19 protein-coding genes and 1 pseudogene are annotated in these 16915 nt (G+C 37.4%); 10 read left to right on the top strand and 10 right to left on the bottom strand.

What is annotated here, in order from left to right:
- A complete protein-coding gene (locus tag MKX66_RS14010) occupies positions 1-186 on the bottom strand; it encodes a hypothetical protein (protein ID WP_002011281.1) in 186 nt (61 codons plus the stop codon).
- A gap of 293 nt (positions 187-479) precedes the next feature.
- Between MKX66_RS14010 and MKX66_RS30850 the strand changes: the two are divergent.
- The 8 genes and pseudogenes from MKX66_RS30850 to MKX66_RS13975 form a co-directional block, all read left to right on the top strand.
- Positions 480-566: pseudogene (locus MKX66_RS30850) on the top strand (RNA-guided endonuclease TnpB family protein); the annotation flags it as partial.
- 49 nt (positions 567-615) lie between these two features.
- Complete coding sequence (locus MKX66_RS14005) at positions 616-1197, top strand: competence protein ComK (protein WP_078177026.1); 582 nt, start codon at positions 616-618, stop codon at positions 1195-1197.
- A 334-nt stretch (positions 1198-1531) separates the two neighbouring features.
- On the top strand, positions 1532-2125 hold the full coding sequence (locus MKX66_RS14000; protein ID WP_002011278.1) for a TVP38/TMEM64 family protein: 594 nt from the start codon (positions 1532-1534) through the stop codon (positions 2123-2125).
- Between the two features lie 56 nt (positions 2126-2181).
- Entirely contained in the window at positions 2182-2745 is a 564-nt protein-coding gene (lepB, locus tag MKX66_RS13995) for a signal peptidase I (protein ID WP_341086423.1), read from the top strand.
- A gap of 117 nt (positions 2746-2862) precedes the next feature.
- The gene (addB, locus tag MKX66_RS13990; RefSeq protein WP_215590905.1) at positions 2863-6378 is read left to right on the top strand and encodes a helicase-exonuclease AddAB subunit AddB; all 3516 of its coding nucleotides are present in this window, start codon (positions 2863-2865) and stop codon (positions 6376-6378) included.
- Positions 6375-10100 (top strand): helicase-exonuclease AddAB subunit AddA, encoded by a 3726-nt coding sequence (addA, locus tag MKX66_RS13985; protein ID WP_326996820.1) that lies wholly within the window; start codon positions 6375-6377, stop codon positions 10098-10100. Before addB ends, addA begins: the two co-directional genes overlap by 4 nt.
- A 23-nt stretch (positions 10101-10123) precedes the next feature.
- A complete protein-coding gene (locus MKX66_RS13980) occupies positions 10124-10402 on the top strand; it encodes an RNA polymerase alpha subunit C-terminal domain-containing protein (RefSeq protein ID WP_341086422.1) in 279 nt (92 codons plus the stop codon).
- A gap of 215 nt (positions 10403-10617) precedes the next feature.
- On the top strand, positions 10618-11325 hold the full coding sequence (locus MKX66_RS13975) for a DNA alkylation repair protein (RefSeq protein WP_002030297.1): 708 nt from the start codon (positions 10618-10620) through the stop codon (positions 11323-11325).
- A gap of 50 nt (positions 11326-11375) precedes the next feature.
- Here the strand turns inward: MKX66_RS13975 and gerPF are convergent, their stop codons facing one another.
- From gerPF to MKX66_RS13940, 7 genes are all read right to left on the bottom strand, one after another.
- Positions 11376-11591: a spore germination protein GerPF gene (gene gerPF, locus MKX66_RS13970; protein ID WP_001141570.1), complete on the bottom strand. Its 216-nt coding sequence runs from the start codon at positions 11589-11591 to the stop codon at positions 11376-11378.
- Between the two features lie 42 nt (positions 11592-11633).
- Positions 11634-12020 (bottom strand): spore germination protein GerPE, encoded by a 387-nt coding sequence (locus MKX66_RS13965; RefSeq protein WP_002125894.1) that lies wholly within the window; start codon positions 12018-12020, stop codon positions 11634-11636.
- Between the two features lie 14 nt (positions 12021-12034).
- On the bottom strand, positions 12035-12229 hold the full coding sequence (gene gerPD, locus MKX66_RS13960; protein WP_001052805.1) for a spore germination protein GerPD: 195 nt from the start codon (positions 12227-12229) through the stop codon (positions 12035-12037).
- 6 nt (positions 12230-12235) lie between these two features.
- Positions 12236-12850: a spore germination protein GerPC gene (gene gerPC, locus MKX66_RS13955; protein WP_001070757.1), complete on the bottom strand. Its 615-nt coding sequence runs from the start codon at positions 12848-12850 to the stop codon at positions 12236-12238.
- A 67-nt stretch (positions 12851-12917) separates the two neighbouring features.
- Entirely contained in the window at positions 12918-13124 is a 207-nt protein-coding gene (gene gerPB / locus MKX66_RS13950) for a spore germination protein GerPB (protein ID WP_001012505.1), read from the bottom strand.
- A gap of 14 nt (positions 13125-13138) precedes the next feature.
- The gene (gerPA, locus tag MKX66_RS13945) at positions 13139-13360 is read right to left on the bottom strand and encodes a spore germination protein GerPA (RefSeq protein ID WP_001111190.1); all 222 of its coding nucleotides are present in this window, start codon (positions 13358-13360) and stop codon (positions 13139-13141) included.
- A 96-nt stretch (positions 13361-13456) separates the two neighbouring features.
- Positions 13457-13636, bottom strand: coding sequence for an aspartyl-phosphate phosphatase Spo0E family protein (locus tag MKX66_RS13940; RefSeq protein WP_002087032.1), 180 nt, complete (start codon positions 13634-13636; stop codon positions 13457-13459).
- Positions 13637-13882: 246 nt separating this feature from the next.
- Between MKX66_RS13940 and MKX66_RS13935 the strand changes: the two genes are divergently transcribed.
- Positions 13883-14782, top strand: coding sequence for a fumarylacetoacetate hydrolase family protein (locus tag MKX66_RS13935; RefSeq protein WP_044438097.1), 900 nt, complete (start codon positions 13883-13885; stop codon positions 14780-14782).
- A 34-nt stretch (positions 14783-14816) separates the two neighbouring features.
- Here the strand turns inward: MKX66_RS13935 and MKX66_RS13930 are convergent, their stop codons facing one another.
- Positions 14817-15101, bottom strand: a complete 285-nt coding sequence (locus MKX66_RS13930; RefSeq protein ID WP_193652771.1) for a hypothetical protein — start codon at positions 15099-15101, stop codon at positions 14817-14819.
- 106 nt (positions 15102-15207) lie between these two features.
- Positions 15208-16398, bottom strand: coding sequence for an ornithine aminotransferase (gene rocD, locus MKX66_RS13925; RefSeq protein ID WP_000616665.1), 1191 nt, complete (start codon positions 16396-16398; stop codon positions 15208-15210).
- Between the two features lie 150 nt (positions 16399-16548).
- On the opposite strand from rocD, the gene MKX66_RS13920 reads away from it, so the two are divergent.
- The gene (locus tag MKX66_RS13920) at positions 16549-16911 is read left to right on the top strand and encodes a YisL family protein (RefSeq protein WP_002186436.1); all 363 of its coding nucleotides are present in this window, start codon (positions 16549-16551) and stop codon (positions 16909-16911) included.
- The last annotated feature ends 4 nt before the right edge of the window (positions 16912-16915 follow it).

Genomic DNA, 16915 nt, shown 5'->3' with positions numbered 1-16915 from the left:
TTAGTGTTCTTTCACAGCTTTTTTCTTTTCACGTTTCTTGCATTCTGGACATTTAGATTTACGAAAAGGCTTCGCGAAGAACAGTAAAATAAAAAATAAACCGAATATAATACTCGCTGAATTTTTTACGATAACAATGCTACTATTTTTCATTTGAATTGTTGGATGATCTTGCTTTTCTTCCATGAGAGACCTCCGTATATTTGATTTATATTTTAATTATAGCAAAATTAATTGCTGTAATTATATGAAAAGGGGAATGTGTTAAATATATTACAAATGATATAAATTCTTTTTTCGTATATAGAATCCTCTTTTTATACAGATTATTCTTTTGATATCCATATATTTTTATTAACATATTTGTATTATATTTGATTTATTATAAGTATTTGTAAAGAATCGCAGAATGTAAACCATTTCCTTTTCGTAGGTGCTACTATAAAAGGGAAATGAAGAAGGGAAATTAAATAGCAATTGAAAATTTAAAAAAGAGAGGTGAAAAATCTGTTACTAACAAAAGAGCGAGTATAGATAAAAATATTCTTAGCGTGCAAAAACTACATACTCTAAGGATATACATTTGCCTATATTTGTAGTAGCAGACAGTAGACTATGGAAAGTAAAGTAGAACGTTATGTCGAAAACTATGTTGTAAGCAAAAATACAATGGCCTTACTTCCTGTTGTTCTAGGAGAAAAGAAAGTTGTTACGCGAATTGTAGAAATGGAAGATTCTTTTTTCGTATTTCAAAAGCCTCTTGATATTATAGAGAGAAGTTGCCGGAAGCATGGTTCCAGTTTCTTTGGAAGAAAAGAAGGAACGAAGGAGTTAACTCGTATTACACATAAAGCTCCTATCGCAATTAGCCCGACAGATCAACTTTATTTTTTCCCTACGTATTCTTATTCTCGAAAAGAGTGTGCGTGGTTATCTCATTTTCATATTGAAGATAATAAAGAATTAAAAGATGGAAATCTTATTATTAGATTTATAAATGGTTTCGCTGTGAAACTAGAAATATCAAAAAGTAGCTTTGAAAATCAGCAAAATCGTACAGCGAAATTACGGACAGAGTATGAAGATCGTAAGAAAAAACAAGGAAATCCTTGCTTTAAAGAGATTGATAAAAATGAAGAATCTAAATTAACACCAGCATATGAGAAAGTGTATTTTGTGAAGGAAGGCGAAGTGTGAAAGGGAGAGGATGGGGGGACTCATCCTTTTTATTTGTCTGTTTTTGTCGGAAAGTCGATGAAAATCAAATTGTGGTCGATGTATTCAGAAAATCACCAGTGTAATTTCATTTACCGAAAAAATCATCAAAAAATATTGTTCCTCAAACAACCAAACGTACAACAAACCTTGTCGAATATTGAAAGATTATCATAGCATAATAATGAAGGAATTCTAGCGAATGATATGGAAACTTTAATAAATACATCTCCATATGTCGTATCTACCATTTCCTCTTTCATTTAAGCGATGATACAGTAGAGGTAGTAATTAGAGTAAAGGGGTAAAGTGTAGAATGGATTTTCAAACGATCAAAGAGTATTTCTCACCAGAAAATATGGATCATATTGTTGAAAGTTATCGTGCGTTCGGACCGCTTCTCGGTATTGGCTTACCGATGATAGAGGCGCTTATTCCGGCATTGCCACTCATTGTGTTTGTGTTGGCGAATGCTGTTGCATTTGGTTTTTGGTTCGGTTTTCTTTATTCATGGATTGGGTCAGTAATTGGTGCAATGCTTGTATTTTTCATTATTCGTAGCTTTGGAAGAAGTCGTTTCTTTTCTTTTGTAAATAAGCATGAGAGAGTGCGAAAAGCGATGGGATGGATTGAAAGAAAAGGGTTCGCGCCAATCTTTGTTATATTTTGTTTTCCGTTCACACCATCTGCGCTTATAAATGTTGTAGCTGGTTTGTCTCGCATTAGCGTAAAACAGTTTGGACTAGCATTAGCATTTGGAAAGCTTGTTATGATCTTTATTTTAACGTATATCGGTCATGATTTAGTGTCATTTATTCATAAGCCGGTGAAATCGGTTATTGTGGGCGTTGTTATTTTCATTTTATGGTATGTCGGTAAAAAAATTGAAGTAAAGTTAGAACTACATTAGGAAAAGTCTTCTTTGTAAAGATAAGCTTCATCATTAAAGGGCGAGGGGAGAAGCGAATGAAGAAAACTTTGAAAAAAGAAGGGCTAGGGTGGGTAAGAACAATTTTAATTGGTGTACTATTAGCTGTATTTTTTCGAACGTTTTTCTTTTCAACGTACGTTGTAGAGGGGAAGTCAATGATGCCGACATTGCAAGATGGAAATATGCTCGTTGTGAATAAGGTGAGTTATCAAGTAGGGGACTTGAATCGATTTGATGTCGTCGTTTTTCATGCGAATAAAAAAGAGGACTATGTAAAGCGAATTATCGGTTTACCTGGGGATCATATCGAATATAAGCATGATAAATTATATATAAACGGACAATTCGTGGATGAACCTTATTTAGAGACGTATAAGAAAGAGACAAATGGACGGCAATTAACAGGCGATTTTAAACTAGAAGAGTTAACGAAAGAAAAGTTTGTACCACCCGGTTCTATTTTTGTAGTTGGTGACAACCGCCTTGGTAGCTGGGATAGTAGGCACTTCGGCTTTGTGAAAGCTGATACAGTTGTCGGTAAAGTTGATTTACGATATTGGCCGATTCAAGAGGTACAAACGAATTTCTCAAAAGGCTGATATAATAAAATGAAGTATAAGGAAAAGACAAACGAGTATGTTTGTCTTTTTTATCGTCCTATAATACAATTGTGATAGCAAACTAACGTTCGTTATGTAAGTGAAAGGTGGGGTTTCATGTCACTTCGATTTGTGATTGGTAGAGCTGGAAGTGGAAAAAGTACACTTTGTTTACACGAAGTGCAAGAAGAGTTAAAACAGCGCCCAAGAGGGAAAACAATATTATATCTTGTGCCAGAACAGATGACATTCCAAACGCAGCAGGCGTTAATTGGGAGTGAAGAGGTAAGAGGTTCTATTCGGGCACAAGTTTTTAGTTTCTCGCGATTAGCGTGGAAGGTGCTGCAAGAAGTTGGCGGAGCGAGTCGTCTTCATATTGATGAAGCTGGTGTACATATGTTGCTTCGTAAAATTGTAGAATCTCGTAAAGATGGATTATCGGTGTTTCAAAAAGCAGCGGAGCAAAACGGTTTCTTTGAACATCTTGGTAGTATGATTGCTGAGTTTAAACGTTACAATGTGACGCCGTCTAACGTATATGAAATGTGGCAACAATTAGACACGCATAGCAGTAGTGCAGAGCAAAAGCTACTAGCGAATAAAGTGTATGATTTACAGTTACTATATGATGATTTTGAACGTGCTTTAATCGGAAAGTATTTAGATTCAGAAGACTACTTACAATTATTAATTGAGAAGCTTTCAGACTCTGAGTATGTAAAAGGCGCGGAAATTTATATAGATGGATTCCATTCATTTTCTCCTCAAGAGCTAGAAATCGTTAGAGGGCTAATGAGATTAGGAACAAGAGTAACAATAACATTAACGATAGATGAAAAAACGTTAGCGCAGCCAGTGAATGAACTAGATTTATTTTATGAAACGACGTTAACGTATGAACGAATAAAACAAGTAGCGCGTGAAGAGAAAATAGAAATTGAAAAAACAATTCCACTTATGGAACAACCGCGTTTTCATTCTCCAGCATTAGCTCATTTAGAAACGCATTATGAAGCGCGTCCGAATGAAAAGTATCATGGTGAAGCGAGTGTAACAATTAGTACAGCAGCTAATTTACGAGCTGAAGTAGAAGGTGTAGCTCGTGAAATTAGAAGACTTGTGGCGGATGAAGACTATCGTTACCGAGATATCGCAGTCCTTCTTCGTAACGGAGAAAGTTATTACGACGTAATGCGAACGTTATTTACGGATTATAATATCCCGCATTTCATCGATGAAAAACGCCCAATGTCACATCATCCGCTAGTAGAATGTATTCGTTCTGCACTCGAGATTATTAGCGGGAATTGGCGTTATGATGCAGTATTTCGCTGCGTGAAAACAGAGCTTTTATATCCATTAGATGTAAGAAAAGAAGCGATGCGCGAAGAGATGGATGAGTTTGAAAACTACTGTTTAGCGTACGGTGTACAAGGGAAGAGATGGACTTCTGAAGATCCGTGGATGTATCGTCGTTATCGTTCTCTTGATGATGCGAGCGAAATGATAACAGACAGTGAGCGTGAAATGGAAGAGAGAATAAATCGACTTCGCGACGTTGTAAGAACGCCAGTTATTCGTATGCAAAAAAGACTGAAGCGTGCTGGAACAGTTATGCAAATGTGCGAAGCGGTATATTTATTTTTAGAGGAGCTTGACGTTCCGAAAAAACTAGAAGAATTACGTGTTCGTGCAGAAGAAAATGGAGATTTCTTATTTGCGACAGACCATGAGCAAGTATGGGAAGAAGTGATGAATCTTCTTGATACGTTCGTTGAGATGCTTGGCGAAGAGAAGATGTCCCTTTCAATGTTTACGGAGGTTATGTCGACAGGACTTGAGGCACTTCAATTTGCGAACATTCCGCCGTCACTAGATCAAGTGTTAGTTGCTAATATTGATCATTCTAGATTATCAGATATTAAAGCGACGTTCATTATTGGAGTAAATGAAGGAGTGATTCCAGCAGCGCCTATGGATGAAGGTATGCTTTCTGATGAGGAAAGAAATGTTCTCACCGCTGCAGGTATCGAATTAGCACCAACGACGAGACAAACTTTATTAGAAGAACAGTTCGTTATGTATCAAATGGTGACGAGAGCATCTGAGAAGTTATACATTTCCTGTCCGCTTGCGGATGAAGAAGGAAAGACGTTACTTGCTTCTAGTTTTATTAAAAAAATAAAAAGAATGTTCCCTGATGTGAAAGAATCGTTTATTACGAATGATGTAAATGACTTATCGCGTTCGGAACAAATCTCATATGTAGCAACGCCAGAAGTAACGTTGTCTTATGTCATGCAGCAACTGCAAACGTGGAAGCGATACGGATTTGAAGGCAATTTAGACTTTTGGTGGGACGTATATAACTTCTACGTTACTTCAGATGAATGGAAGCAAAAAAGTAGCCGTGTGTTATCAAGTTTATTCTACCGAAATCGTGCACAGAAACTAAGTACAGATGTAAGTAGGGATTTATATGGAGATACAATTAAGGGAAGCGTTTCTCGTATGGAACTATTTAATCGCTGTGCGTACGCTCATTTTGCCCAGCACGGTTTATCGCTAAGAGAGCGTGATATTTTCAAACTTGATGCGCCAGATATCGGTGAATTATTCCATGCAGCGCTGAAGAGAATTGCAGACAAGCTATTACGTGAAAATCGGACTTGGGCGGATTTATCAATAAAAGAGTGTGAACACCTTTCTGCTTTAGTAATAGAAGAAATTGCACCGTTATTACAAAGACAAATTTTATTAAGTTCGAACCGTCATTTCTATTTAAAGCAAAAACTACAACAAATCATTTTCCGTACGTCACTTATTCTTCGTGAACATGCGAAGTCGAGTGGATTTGTACCAGTTGATTTAGAAGTACCGTTCGGTATGGGCGGGACTGGATCTCTTCCGCCAATGGAATTTGCGTTGCCAAATGGTGTGAAGATGGAAGTGGTTGGCCGTATTGACCGTGTTGATAAGGCTGAAGATGAGAGTGGTACGTTCCTTCGTATTATTGATTATAAATCAAGTTCGAAAGCGTTAGATTTAACAGAAGTGTATTACGGACTCGCACTTCAAATGTTAACGTATTTAGATGTTGTTACTTCAAATGCACATACGTGGATGAAAAAGGGCAGTACTGCATCACCGGCGGGTGTATTGTATTTCCATATTCATAACCCGATTGTTGAGATGAAAGGCGATGCATCTGAAGAAGAAATTGAGAAAGAAATTTTAAAGAAATTTAAAATGAAAGGTCTCGTACTAGGAGATGCTGACGTTGTGCGTTTAATGGATAATAAACTTTCAACAGGAAGCTCTGATATTATTTCTGCTGGTCTGAAAAAAGATGGTAGTTTTAGTGCGCGTTCTAGCATTGCAAGTGAACAAGAGTTTAACGTACTTCAAAAATATGTACACCACTCGTTTGAAAATATCGGAAAAGACATTACAGAAGGTGTTATCGATATTGCTCCTTACAAAAAGGGGAATAAAGCGGCATGTACGTTCTGTAACTTCAAATCTGTTTGTCAATTTGATGAATCACTTGAAGATAACCAATTCCGTACGTTAAAAGATATGAAAGATAGTGAAGCGATGGAGAAAATTAGAGAGGAGGTTGGCGGAGAATGATAGAAAATTGGCCTCAGAAACCAGAAGGTAGTCAATGGACAGATGACCAGTGGAAAGCGGTTGTAGCGAACGGACGTGATATTTTAGTCGCAGCGGCAGCTGGATCAGGGAAAACAGCGGTATTAGTTGAACGTATTATTAAAAAGATTATAAGTGAGGAAAATCCAGTCGATGTCGACCGCCTGCTCGTTGTAACATTTACGAATGCAGCAGCGCAAGAAATGAAAAATCGAATTGGGGAAGCGTTAGAAAAAGTATTAATTGATGGGCCAGGTTCACAGCATATAAGAAAGCAGCTTAGCTTATTAAATAAAGCTTCCATTTCTACAATTCATTCATTTTGTTTACAAGTTATTAGAGGATATTATTACATGCTTGATGTCGATCCTCGTTTTCGTATTGCGAACCAAACAGAAAATGAGTTATTAAAAGAAGAAGTGCTAGATGACATATTAGAAGAAGAATATGGAATCGAAGATAATAGTATTTTCTTTGAACTAGTTGATCGTTATACGAGTGACCGTAGTGACGATGACTTACAACGAATGATTTTAGCGCTTCATACAGAATCAAGAGCGCATCCAAACCCGGAGAAGTGGCTTGATAAATTAGTAGAAGCATACGACGTTGAAGGAAAGACGATTGAAGATTTAGTGTACGCTTCTTACTTATTAGAAGATGTGAAGTTTCAGCTTGAAACAGCGGAAAAGCATATTCGTAAGGCGACTGAACTCGCAATGCTTCCTGATGGTCCAGCGCCTCGCGTTGAAACTTTACAAGCGGATTTAGCTTTACTTGGAACGTTATCCTCAGCAGCGAGTGGATCGTGGACAAGCGTTTATGAAGCGATGCAAAATGTATCGTGGCAAACGTTAAAGCGTATTAAAAAAAGTGATTACAACGAAGATGTTGTAAAACAAGTAGATTCTCTTCGTAATAAAGCGAAAGATGAAGTGAAGAAATTACAAGAAGAGCTATTTAGCCGCAGACCCGAAAGTTTCTTACGAGATTTTCAAGATATGCATCCTGTATTAGAAAAACTCGTGAAGCTTGTAAAAGTATTTACAGAGCGTTTCCAAGCGATTAAGCGAGATAAAGGAATGGTCGATTTCACAGATTTAGAGCATTTCTGTTTGCAAATTTTAAGCGAGCAAAGTGAAGGCGGTGAAATGAAGCCGTCAGCAGTAGCACTTCAATATCGTAATAAATTTGCTGAAGTACTAGTTGATGAATATCAAGATACGAACTTCGTACAGGAATCAATTATTAAATTCGTAACGAAAGATTCTGAGAGTGAAGGAAACTTGTTCATGGTTGGTGACGTAAAACAGTCAATCTATCGTTTCCGACTAGCAGAGCCTGGTTTATTCTTAGGAAAATATAAACGTTTCACACAAGAAGGATCGGGCGGCGGAATGAAGATTGACTTAGCGAAAAACTTCCGTAGCCGTCATGAAGTGCTAGCAGGTACGAACTTTATTTTCAAACAAATTATGGGCGAAGAAGTCGGCGAAATCGATTATGATGCTGACGCTGAATTAAAGCTAGGTGCTAGCTATCCAGAAGGTGAAGATGTAGCGGCAGAGCTATTATGTATTCAGCAAACTGAGGAAGAAGTGCAAGACGGTGAAGAAGGTGCCGAAGTAGAAAAAGCGCAGCTTGAAGCTCGTCTTATGGCGCAGCGTATTAAAGCAATGGTCGATTCAGGCTATGCAGTGTATGATCGTAAAACTGATAGTATGCGCCCAGTGCAATATCGTGATTTCGTTATTTTACTTCGCTCCATGCCATGGGCGCCGCAAATTATGGAAGAGTTAAAACTACAAGGAATTCCGGTATATGCTGACCTTGCGACTGGTTACTTTGAAGCGACAGAAGTAAATATTATGATGAACGTATTCCGCGTAATTGATAACCCGATGCAAGATATTCCGCTTGCAGCTGTACTTCGTTCACCGATCGTTGGACTAAATGACGAAGAACTTGCGACGCTTCGTGCTCATGGAAAGAAAGGCTCGTTTTATGAAGTGATGAGCTCATTCTTAAAGGGAGCGCCGCTTGAAGAAGAACAAGAACTGCATGATAAATTAGAGTGGTTTTATAACTTACTGCAAGGGTGGCGTGAATTTGCGCGACAACAATCACTTTCCGATTTAATTTGGAAAGTGTACGGTGAGACAGGCTATTACGACTTTGTCGGCGGTTTACCAGCCGGAAAGCAAAGGCAGGCAAACTTACGCGTACTATATGATCGTGCAAGACAATATGAAGCAACATCGTTTAGAGGATTATTCCGCTTCTTACGTTTTATTGAGCGTATTTTAGAACGCGGAGATGATATGGGAACGGCGAGAGCTCTTGGAGAACAAGAAGATGTTGTTCGCATTATGACGATTCATAAAAGTAAAGGGCTAGAGTTCCCAGTCGTATTTGTAGCTGGACTTGGTCGCCGTTTTAATACACAAGATTTAATGAAGCGTTTCTTACTTCATAAAGATTTCGGTTTCGGTTCACAATTTATCGATCCTCGTAAACGAATTAAATATACGACATTATCGCAACTAGCGATTAAGCGTAAAATGAAGATGGAATTAATTGCGGAAGAAATGCGCGTACTATACGTAGCATTAACACGTGCAAAAGAGAAGTTGATTTTAATTGGAACAGTTAAAGATGCAAATAAAGAAATGGAAAAATGGCTCGATGCAAGAGAGCATAGTGAATGGTTATTACCAGACCATATTCGTGCCGGAGCGTCTTGCTACTTAGACTGGATTGCACCTTCCTTATATAGACACCGTGATAGTGAAATGCTTCTTGAATTAGGACAAGGAAATATTCCAGGCGAAATTTATGAATATAGTGCTAGCTGGAAAGTAGAAGTTGTTGAAGGAAAAGATTTACTTGCACCAGAACCAGTTCAAGAAGAGAAACAAGAGTTATTAGAAGCGCTTCGCGATAAAAAAGCTGTTCCGTTAGAAAGTGAACGGAAAGAAGAAGTGTACGACAGATTGATGTGGGAATACGGGTATGCGGACGCGACATCTCACCGTGCGAAACAGTCTGTTACAGAAATAAAGAGAAATTATCAATCTGAAGAAGGTAGCGATAACGCCTTTATTAAAAAACTTCGTGCACCAATTAAAACACGTCCGCGCTTTATGGAGAAAAAAGGGCTAACATACGCAGAGCGAGGGACAGCAGTCCATGCCGTTATGCAGCATGTAGATTTGAAGAAACCAATTACGATTGAAGTTCTTCAAGAACAAATTGCAAGAATGGTAAATAAAGAACTATTAACATTTGAACAAGCTGAAGAAATAGCGATTGAAAAGGTAATTTCATTCTTTGACAGTGACTTAGGTAAAAGGGTATTAGCAGCAAAAAGTGTTGAGCGCGAAGTACCATTTACGATGATGCTTTCAGCAGAAGAAGCGTATCAAGATTGGCAAGGGAAGAAAGGCGAATCAATACTTGTCCAAGGGGTTATCGACTGCATGATCGAAGAGGAAGACGGAATTACTTTAATCGACTTTAAAACAGATACGATTGAAGGAAAGTTCCCAGGCGGATTTGATCAAGCGAAACCAATTTTAGAAGACCGATACAAAGTACAGCTTTCACTATATGCAAAAGCACTCGAGAAAAGCTTAAAACATCCTGTGAAAGAGAAATGTTTATATTTCTTTGATGGAAATCATGTTGTAAATATTGACGAATAGAGCTTAGAAAGGGGTTATGGATTATGGCGACGTTAAGAACTTGTGATCAAGGACACGAGTACTACAAAAATAGCGATTGTCCAACTTGCCCAACCTGTGAGAAAGAGAGAAAGCCAAAAGAAGGCTTTCTTTCTCTTCTTTCAGCACCAGCAAGGCGAGCGTTAGAGCACCATGGAATAACGACTGAAGCAGAACTTTCAAAGTATAGTGAAAAAGAAATTTTGAAACGGCACGGTATAGGGCCAGCATCTTTACCTAAATTGAGAGCGGCTTTAGAAGATAAGGGATTATCATTTAAATAAAAAAACTAATCATTAGCGGGGAGTAGCATCTTAACTAATGATTAGTTTTTATAATCGGTATTAATTAGCTAGATAAACGCGTATAACGAAATCCCATTTTGAAAATCGTAAATCGATGGACAAAACGCTTTAAAAGATGGAGTTATGAAGTATAGAGAACTTGATAAAGAAGATAAGCGAATTGATTATAATATTGAGGAAGGAAGTGCAACACGATGGATTTTGAAACAGTAATGCAAGAGCTTGAAACTCTCGGCAAGGAACGAACTAAAAAAATATACATATCCAATGGTGCAAAGGAGCCACTTTTTGGAGTAGCTACAGGTGCTATGAAACCAATCGCGAAGAAAATAAAAATCAATCAAAGTTTAGCTGAAGAGCTTTATGCTACAGGTAACTATGATGCGATGTACTTTGCAGGCATTATTGCAAATCCAAAAACTATGAACGAATCGGATTTTGATCGTTGGATGGATGGGGCGTACTTTTATATGCTGTCCGATTATGTGGTGGCAGTAACTTTATCAGAATCAGATTTTGCACAAGACGTTGCTGATAAATGGATTGCAAGTGGTGACGAACTAAGAATGTCAGCGGGATGGAGTTGCTACTGCTGGCTTTTAGGGAATCGAAAAGACCATGAATTTTCCGAAAGTAAGATTACCAATATGCTAGAAGTTGTGAAAAATACAATTCACGATGCGCCAGAACGAACGAAATCCGCTATGAATAATTTTCTAAACACTGTGGGGATTTCATATGTGCCGCTACATGAAAAGGCAGTTGAAACCGCAAAGGAAGTAGGCATAGTAGAACTAAAACGGGATAACAAGAAAAGTAGTTTTCTAAATGCTTACGAAAGTATTCATAAAGGACTTGATAGAGGAAGACTGGGGTTCAAACGTAAATATGTAAGGTGTTAAAAAACAGAAGGAAAAGCATTAGCTCTATACAAGAAGAGCTAATGCTTTTTTTACGCTGTTCCAATTTGATCTTGGTCTGCAACGTCCGAATCAAATGTATTTGTTGCGCTAACGCCGCTAAAAGTGTTGACGACAAATCCGACATTGGAAGCTCCAGAGCCGTTATAAGCTTTCGTATTTTCTTTCGGAGACACGTTATAAAAATCTCCTAAGTTGAAAGAGCCGTTACTGTTTTGAACGACAAGATTTCCTACAACCGAAGGCATACCATCCACCTACTTTACTAAGCTTTTTAATTACTATATGAATTATTTAGAGGAAGGTTCATCAGTAATAAATTGGCGGATTTGTAGCGTGCGAGAATTATTAAAAACATAGTCAACATTGCCGATTTGGAAGCACGCGGAATTTAAAAGGGTTCGCAAGTGAACATCATTTACTTCAATAAAAGGGCACTCATTTACAATATTTAGTTTTACATCTGTTGTTCGCTTTGGAATTGTAATGTACTCATCTGTAAAGATTTCAAACGCATCAAAACGACCTTCACCTTTTATATAACAAGGGATTTCTCGATGAACGATAAGTGCTCTATTTTTTAATTCTATTTGATTAGAATCCCCGGCCTGGAAGACAGCTGCAACCCCCATAGAAACGATAGAAACATTTTGTACAATTGAAGTATGACGGAGCATAATTTTTCCTCTCCTCAACCTGGAGTCGGAGGGACATCTGTTACTAATGGTACAAATGGTCCCTCTGTAACAGATTCGAATGGCGTATCAAGAATAGAAGAAAGGATGAGAAGGTTTGCATCTCCAATTAAAAATAATGCGGAAGAAGAAACCCCGTTCATTTTAATCTGGCCTACTTTTAACTCGCGGTTTACAACATTTAAATTCATGCATACTCACTCCTTTCGGAAATTGCCCGGTATGTGTTGAATAAAGGAAAGGAACGCCTTGTCAATATCTTGTTTCATCGCTTGAATAATGATGTCTCGTAAATAATCGGGATCTGTGGAAATACCCTCATACGATTGAACTTGTGATAAATAATATGGAAGTCTATGTTCCATCTGTTTTTTTATGTCATCCACCATCATTTGTCGATACATCTCATCAAGCGGCGTTCTCTCTTCTTGTTCAAAATGGAGAATTCGACTATATGCTTCTTCATCTAAATAGCGATGCATTTCTTGGAGGATACCTTGATAAAAGTCTGGATTTGTTTCTGTTTCAGGATTTACTTTTAATGTTTCTGTATCCACTTGAAAATCTTCAATTTGTTGCCCTTTTGTTGAAAATGGATTCAAGCCAATATTTAAAGTGCCGTTTAAATTTTCTACTTTTAATTGATCGAATTTATATTCCACTTTTCCTATAGAAGAGGAGGGACGACTTTTTAACTCATTAAGCTCTTCTTGTAGTAGGCGAACTTGCTCTTCAAGGTTTAGAATAGTTTGCTGCTGTATTTGGAGAGCTTGTTGAAGTTGGTGTAGGTAAGTATATATATCTTGATTCATTTGTGAAACCTCCTTTTCAATAGGGAGGGGAAATATATTCCTGCTATATATTTATGACAAGGATACCTTAAGAAGAACTAGTTGATGGTTTGATGGAAATAATTTGTCCTTTCGCATGTAAAGGGCGAAGCGGTTCTGTAAATCCGCCAGAATTTGAGAATTTAGAAAGAGCCTTAATACTACCTGCAGTTCCAATTTGAAAAACGGAAGAGGTCGTAATGCTATCGATTTTAATGCTGTTAATGATGATACTTTGGTTCACATAAAAATTCAATGCAATCGCCCCCTTTAGTTCGAACCAATTATTGCTTGATCAATTACATCTGAATCATTGACGGTCGTTGAGCTTTGATAATTGTAGACAGAGACGTTATCCCCAACATTAAATGAACCGGCTCCCGCAAAAGCGCGTGAATAACTAATAGGCCTAATCGCAAATACATCTCCAATATGAAAAATACCACTTGATCCAATGTTAACGATACGAATATGTCCGACCATAGCTGGCATACAAAACACCTTTCGTTTTTAAAATTTTCTTTTCTACTATTGTATGGGCGTTTTCAATAAAATGTGTATTTTTTCGAAATAAAAGAAACACATACGTTATTGCGTATGTGTTTCGAACATTTGAGTATGTGTGCAATCTGTATGTATAGGCCAAACAACATTTAAGAGCCTGTCCAATTCCTGGCTACAATCTACTGTTTTTTGAGAAGTCATTCCGTAGCGTTCAGCAAAATAGATCATTTTTTCGCGTTTTTTTTCGATAGCTTGCTCAAACATTGAAATCGGCTCCATCTCTCAATAAATTTTATGTATATATGTAGTACATATTATACAAAAATCCCATAAAAAAGAAACATCTTCGCTAAAAAAAGTATAATTTCTACATTTTATGTCAAATAACGGATGAGGAACAAATATAATAACGGTTGAATATTGTAAAAATTAGCGTGTATAAGAAGGTTTTTTTCTTAAGGATGCGAATACAATTAAAGGGTATGAGTTTTAGGATGGAGAGTGGAAGTATTGCGTTTTGTAACGGCTAAGAAAGAAGAAAAAGTATTTGTAGGTATTGTGGATGAAGAGGAAGAAAAGGTATTACATTTAAGAGAAGCGCAAAGACAAAAAGGGGAAAAGGTTACTATCCCAATTACCATGTTAGAGTGTATTGAAAGAGGAAGCGAATGTCTTGAGAAAGTGTACGATATTGTAAATTGGGCGAAGGAAAATGCGGGATCGGCGTATTATCCGTTAGCAGAGGTGAAAATATTAGCACCGATTCCAAGGCCGAGAAAAAATATTCTTTGTGTTGGAAAGAACTATCGTGAGCATGCGGTAGAAATGGGCGGAGTAGAGTCTATCCCTGAAAATATAATGATTTTTACAAAGGCGCCAACAACAGTGATTGGAATTGATGAGCAAATTAATGGTCACCCTCACGCGACGAATGAACTTGATTACGAAGGTGAACTAGCAATCGTTATCGGTAAGCGAGGGAAACAAATAAAAATAGAAAAAGCTCTTGATCATGTTTTTGGATATACAGTTATAAATGATGTAACTGCTCGGGATATTCAAAGAAAACATAAACAATTTTTCCTAGGGAAAAGTTTCGATACATTTTGTCCGATGGGACCGTATTTAATTCATAAATCGATGGTTAGAACGCCGAATGCATTACACATTGAAACAGTGGTAAATGGAGAAGTAAGGCAAACTTCAAATACGAGAGAAATGATTTTTTCAGTAGAAGAAATTATTTCAACTATAAGTAAAGGCATGACATTAGAGCCAGGAGATATCATTGCAACAGGGACACCAGCTGGTGTTGGTAAAGGTTTTACACCACCGAAGTTTTTACATGCTGGTGATGAAGTTGTTATTACAGTAGAGGGAATTGGTACGCTTAGAAATATTGTGAAATGAAAAAAGAGCTATCTTGTGAAAAGATAGCTCTTTTCTATGGGCGTGGATTAACGGAGTAATCTATGATGGCGAAAATATACAATCCGATTAATGCTAAAGTACAAATTCCAATTAGCATAACTGCAAGTGCGCTTCTCTCGCGGTCAAAACCGATAATTGTAAGGAAAACAGCAGCCCAAAATGATGTTTTGAGTAGTGTGAATGTATTAGGAGTTGAATAATGACTGAGTAAAGTTGTAGATAATATGAAGCCGATGAATGTCATAGAAATAAAAATTGTAGCTAAATTATTAATGTGTTTACCGTATTTCAATAGCATACAGTTACCCCCTTTTTAACGAAAAACAGAATATTCAATTTTATTTTACGATAAACTACTAAAAAAAGAAAGAGGTTGTCCTATATTTAGGACAACCTCACTATGATTAAGATAGTACAGCTTTAATTTTTTGGAACGCCCACTCTAAATCTTCTTCAGAGATTACTAGAGGTGGTGCAATACGAATTACGTTTTCGTGTGTTTCTTTACATAATAGACCAGCTGCTTTTAGTTGTTCACAGTAAGGACGAGCTGGCTCGTTTAATTCGATACCGATGAATAAACCTTTACCGCGAATGTCAGTAATCATTGGGTTATCAATTTCTTTTAATTGCCCAACTAGTTTTTCTCCTAATTGAAGAGAACGCTCTGTTAATTTTTCTTCTTCTAATACTTCAAGAGCTGCAATAGAAACAGCACATGCAAGTGGGTTACCACCGAATGTAGAACCGTGAGAACCTGGCTCGAATACACCTAAAATGTCGCTGTTTGCTGCAACACAAGAGATTGGGAATACGCCGCCGCCAAGTGCTTTACCAAGTATGTACATGTCAGGAGTTACATTGTCCCAGTCGCAAGCAAATACTTTACCCGTACGGCCTAAGCCTGTTTGGATTTCATCTGCTACGAATAAAACGTTTTCTTTTTTACATACTTCAAAAGCTTCTTGTAAGAAACCAGCTGGTGGAATGTTAATTCCTGCTTCACCTTGGATTGGCTCTAAAATGAATGCAGCTGTATTTGGTGTAATCGCAGCTTTTAACGCTTCTAAATCACCATAAGGAATTACAATAATGCCAGGAAGCATTGGACCGAAGCCGCGCTTGTACTCTTCGTTTGATGACATAGAAACAGCACCCATTGTACGTCCGTGGAAGTTATCTTCACAAACGATGATTTCTGCACGGTTTGCTTCTACCTTTTTCACATCATAAGCCCAGCGACGAGCTGTTTTAATTGCAGTTTCAACAGCCTCTGCACCTGTATTCATAGGAAGTACCATATTTTTATTTGTTAGTTTCGCAACTTTTTCGTACCAAGGACCTAATTGATCGCTATGGAAAGCACGAGAAGTTAACGTCACTCGATTAGCTTGGTCAATTAAAGCGTTAATGATTTTTGGATGACGATGACCTTGGTTTACTGCAGAATATGCACTTAATAAGTCCATATAGCGGTTTCCTTCAGGATCTTCTACCCAAACGCCTTCTGCTTTAGAAATAACGATTGGAAGTGGATGGTAGTTATTTGCCCCGTATGTGTCTGTAAGTTCGATAATATCCTTAGTTTGAATCATGATTGTTCCCCCTTTTGTTATTACAAGAAGTTTGTAAATACTCTAAATATTATAGCATTTAAATATAAAAAAGCGAAACATTTCCTGAAAATATATGAACATGTTATCATATAGAGTGAAAAAGTGTGAAAAAGAGGAGGCAGGGATACGATGGTACATATGCATATTACAGCATGGGCGTTAGGATTAATTTTATTCTTCGTTGCGTATTCACTTTATTCAGCAGGAAGAAAAGGTAAAGGTGTACATATGGGGCTTCGCCTTATGTATATCATCATTATTGTGACAGGCGTTTGGTTATACCTAGATCAAACTATAGTCGATAAGATCTATCACATGTGGTACGGTCTAAAAATGCTAGCTGGTATATTAGTAATCGCTGGAATGGAAATGGTTCTTGTGAAAATGAGCAAGAACAAAGCAACAGGGGCATTTTGGGGATTATTTATTGTTGCACTAGTAGCGGTATTTTACCTTGGACTGAAATTACCGATTGGTTGGCAAGTATTCTAATAAA

The sequence above is a fragment of the Bacillus sp. FSL R9-9530 genome, from assembly GCF_038008145.1.
In the GTDB taxonomy this organism is placed as follows: domain Bacteria; phylum Bacillota; class Bacilli; order Bacillales; family Bacillaceae_G; genus Bacillus_A; species Bacillus_A mycoides.
This window is presented reverse-complemented; position numbering and strand designations above follow the sequence as displayed.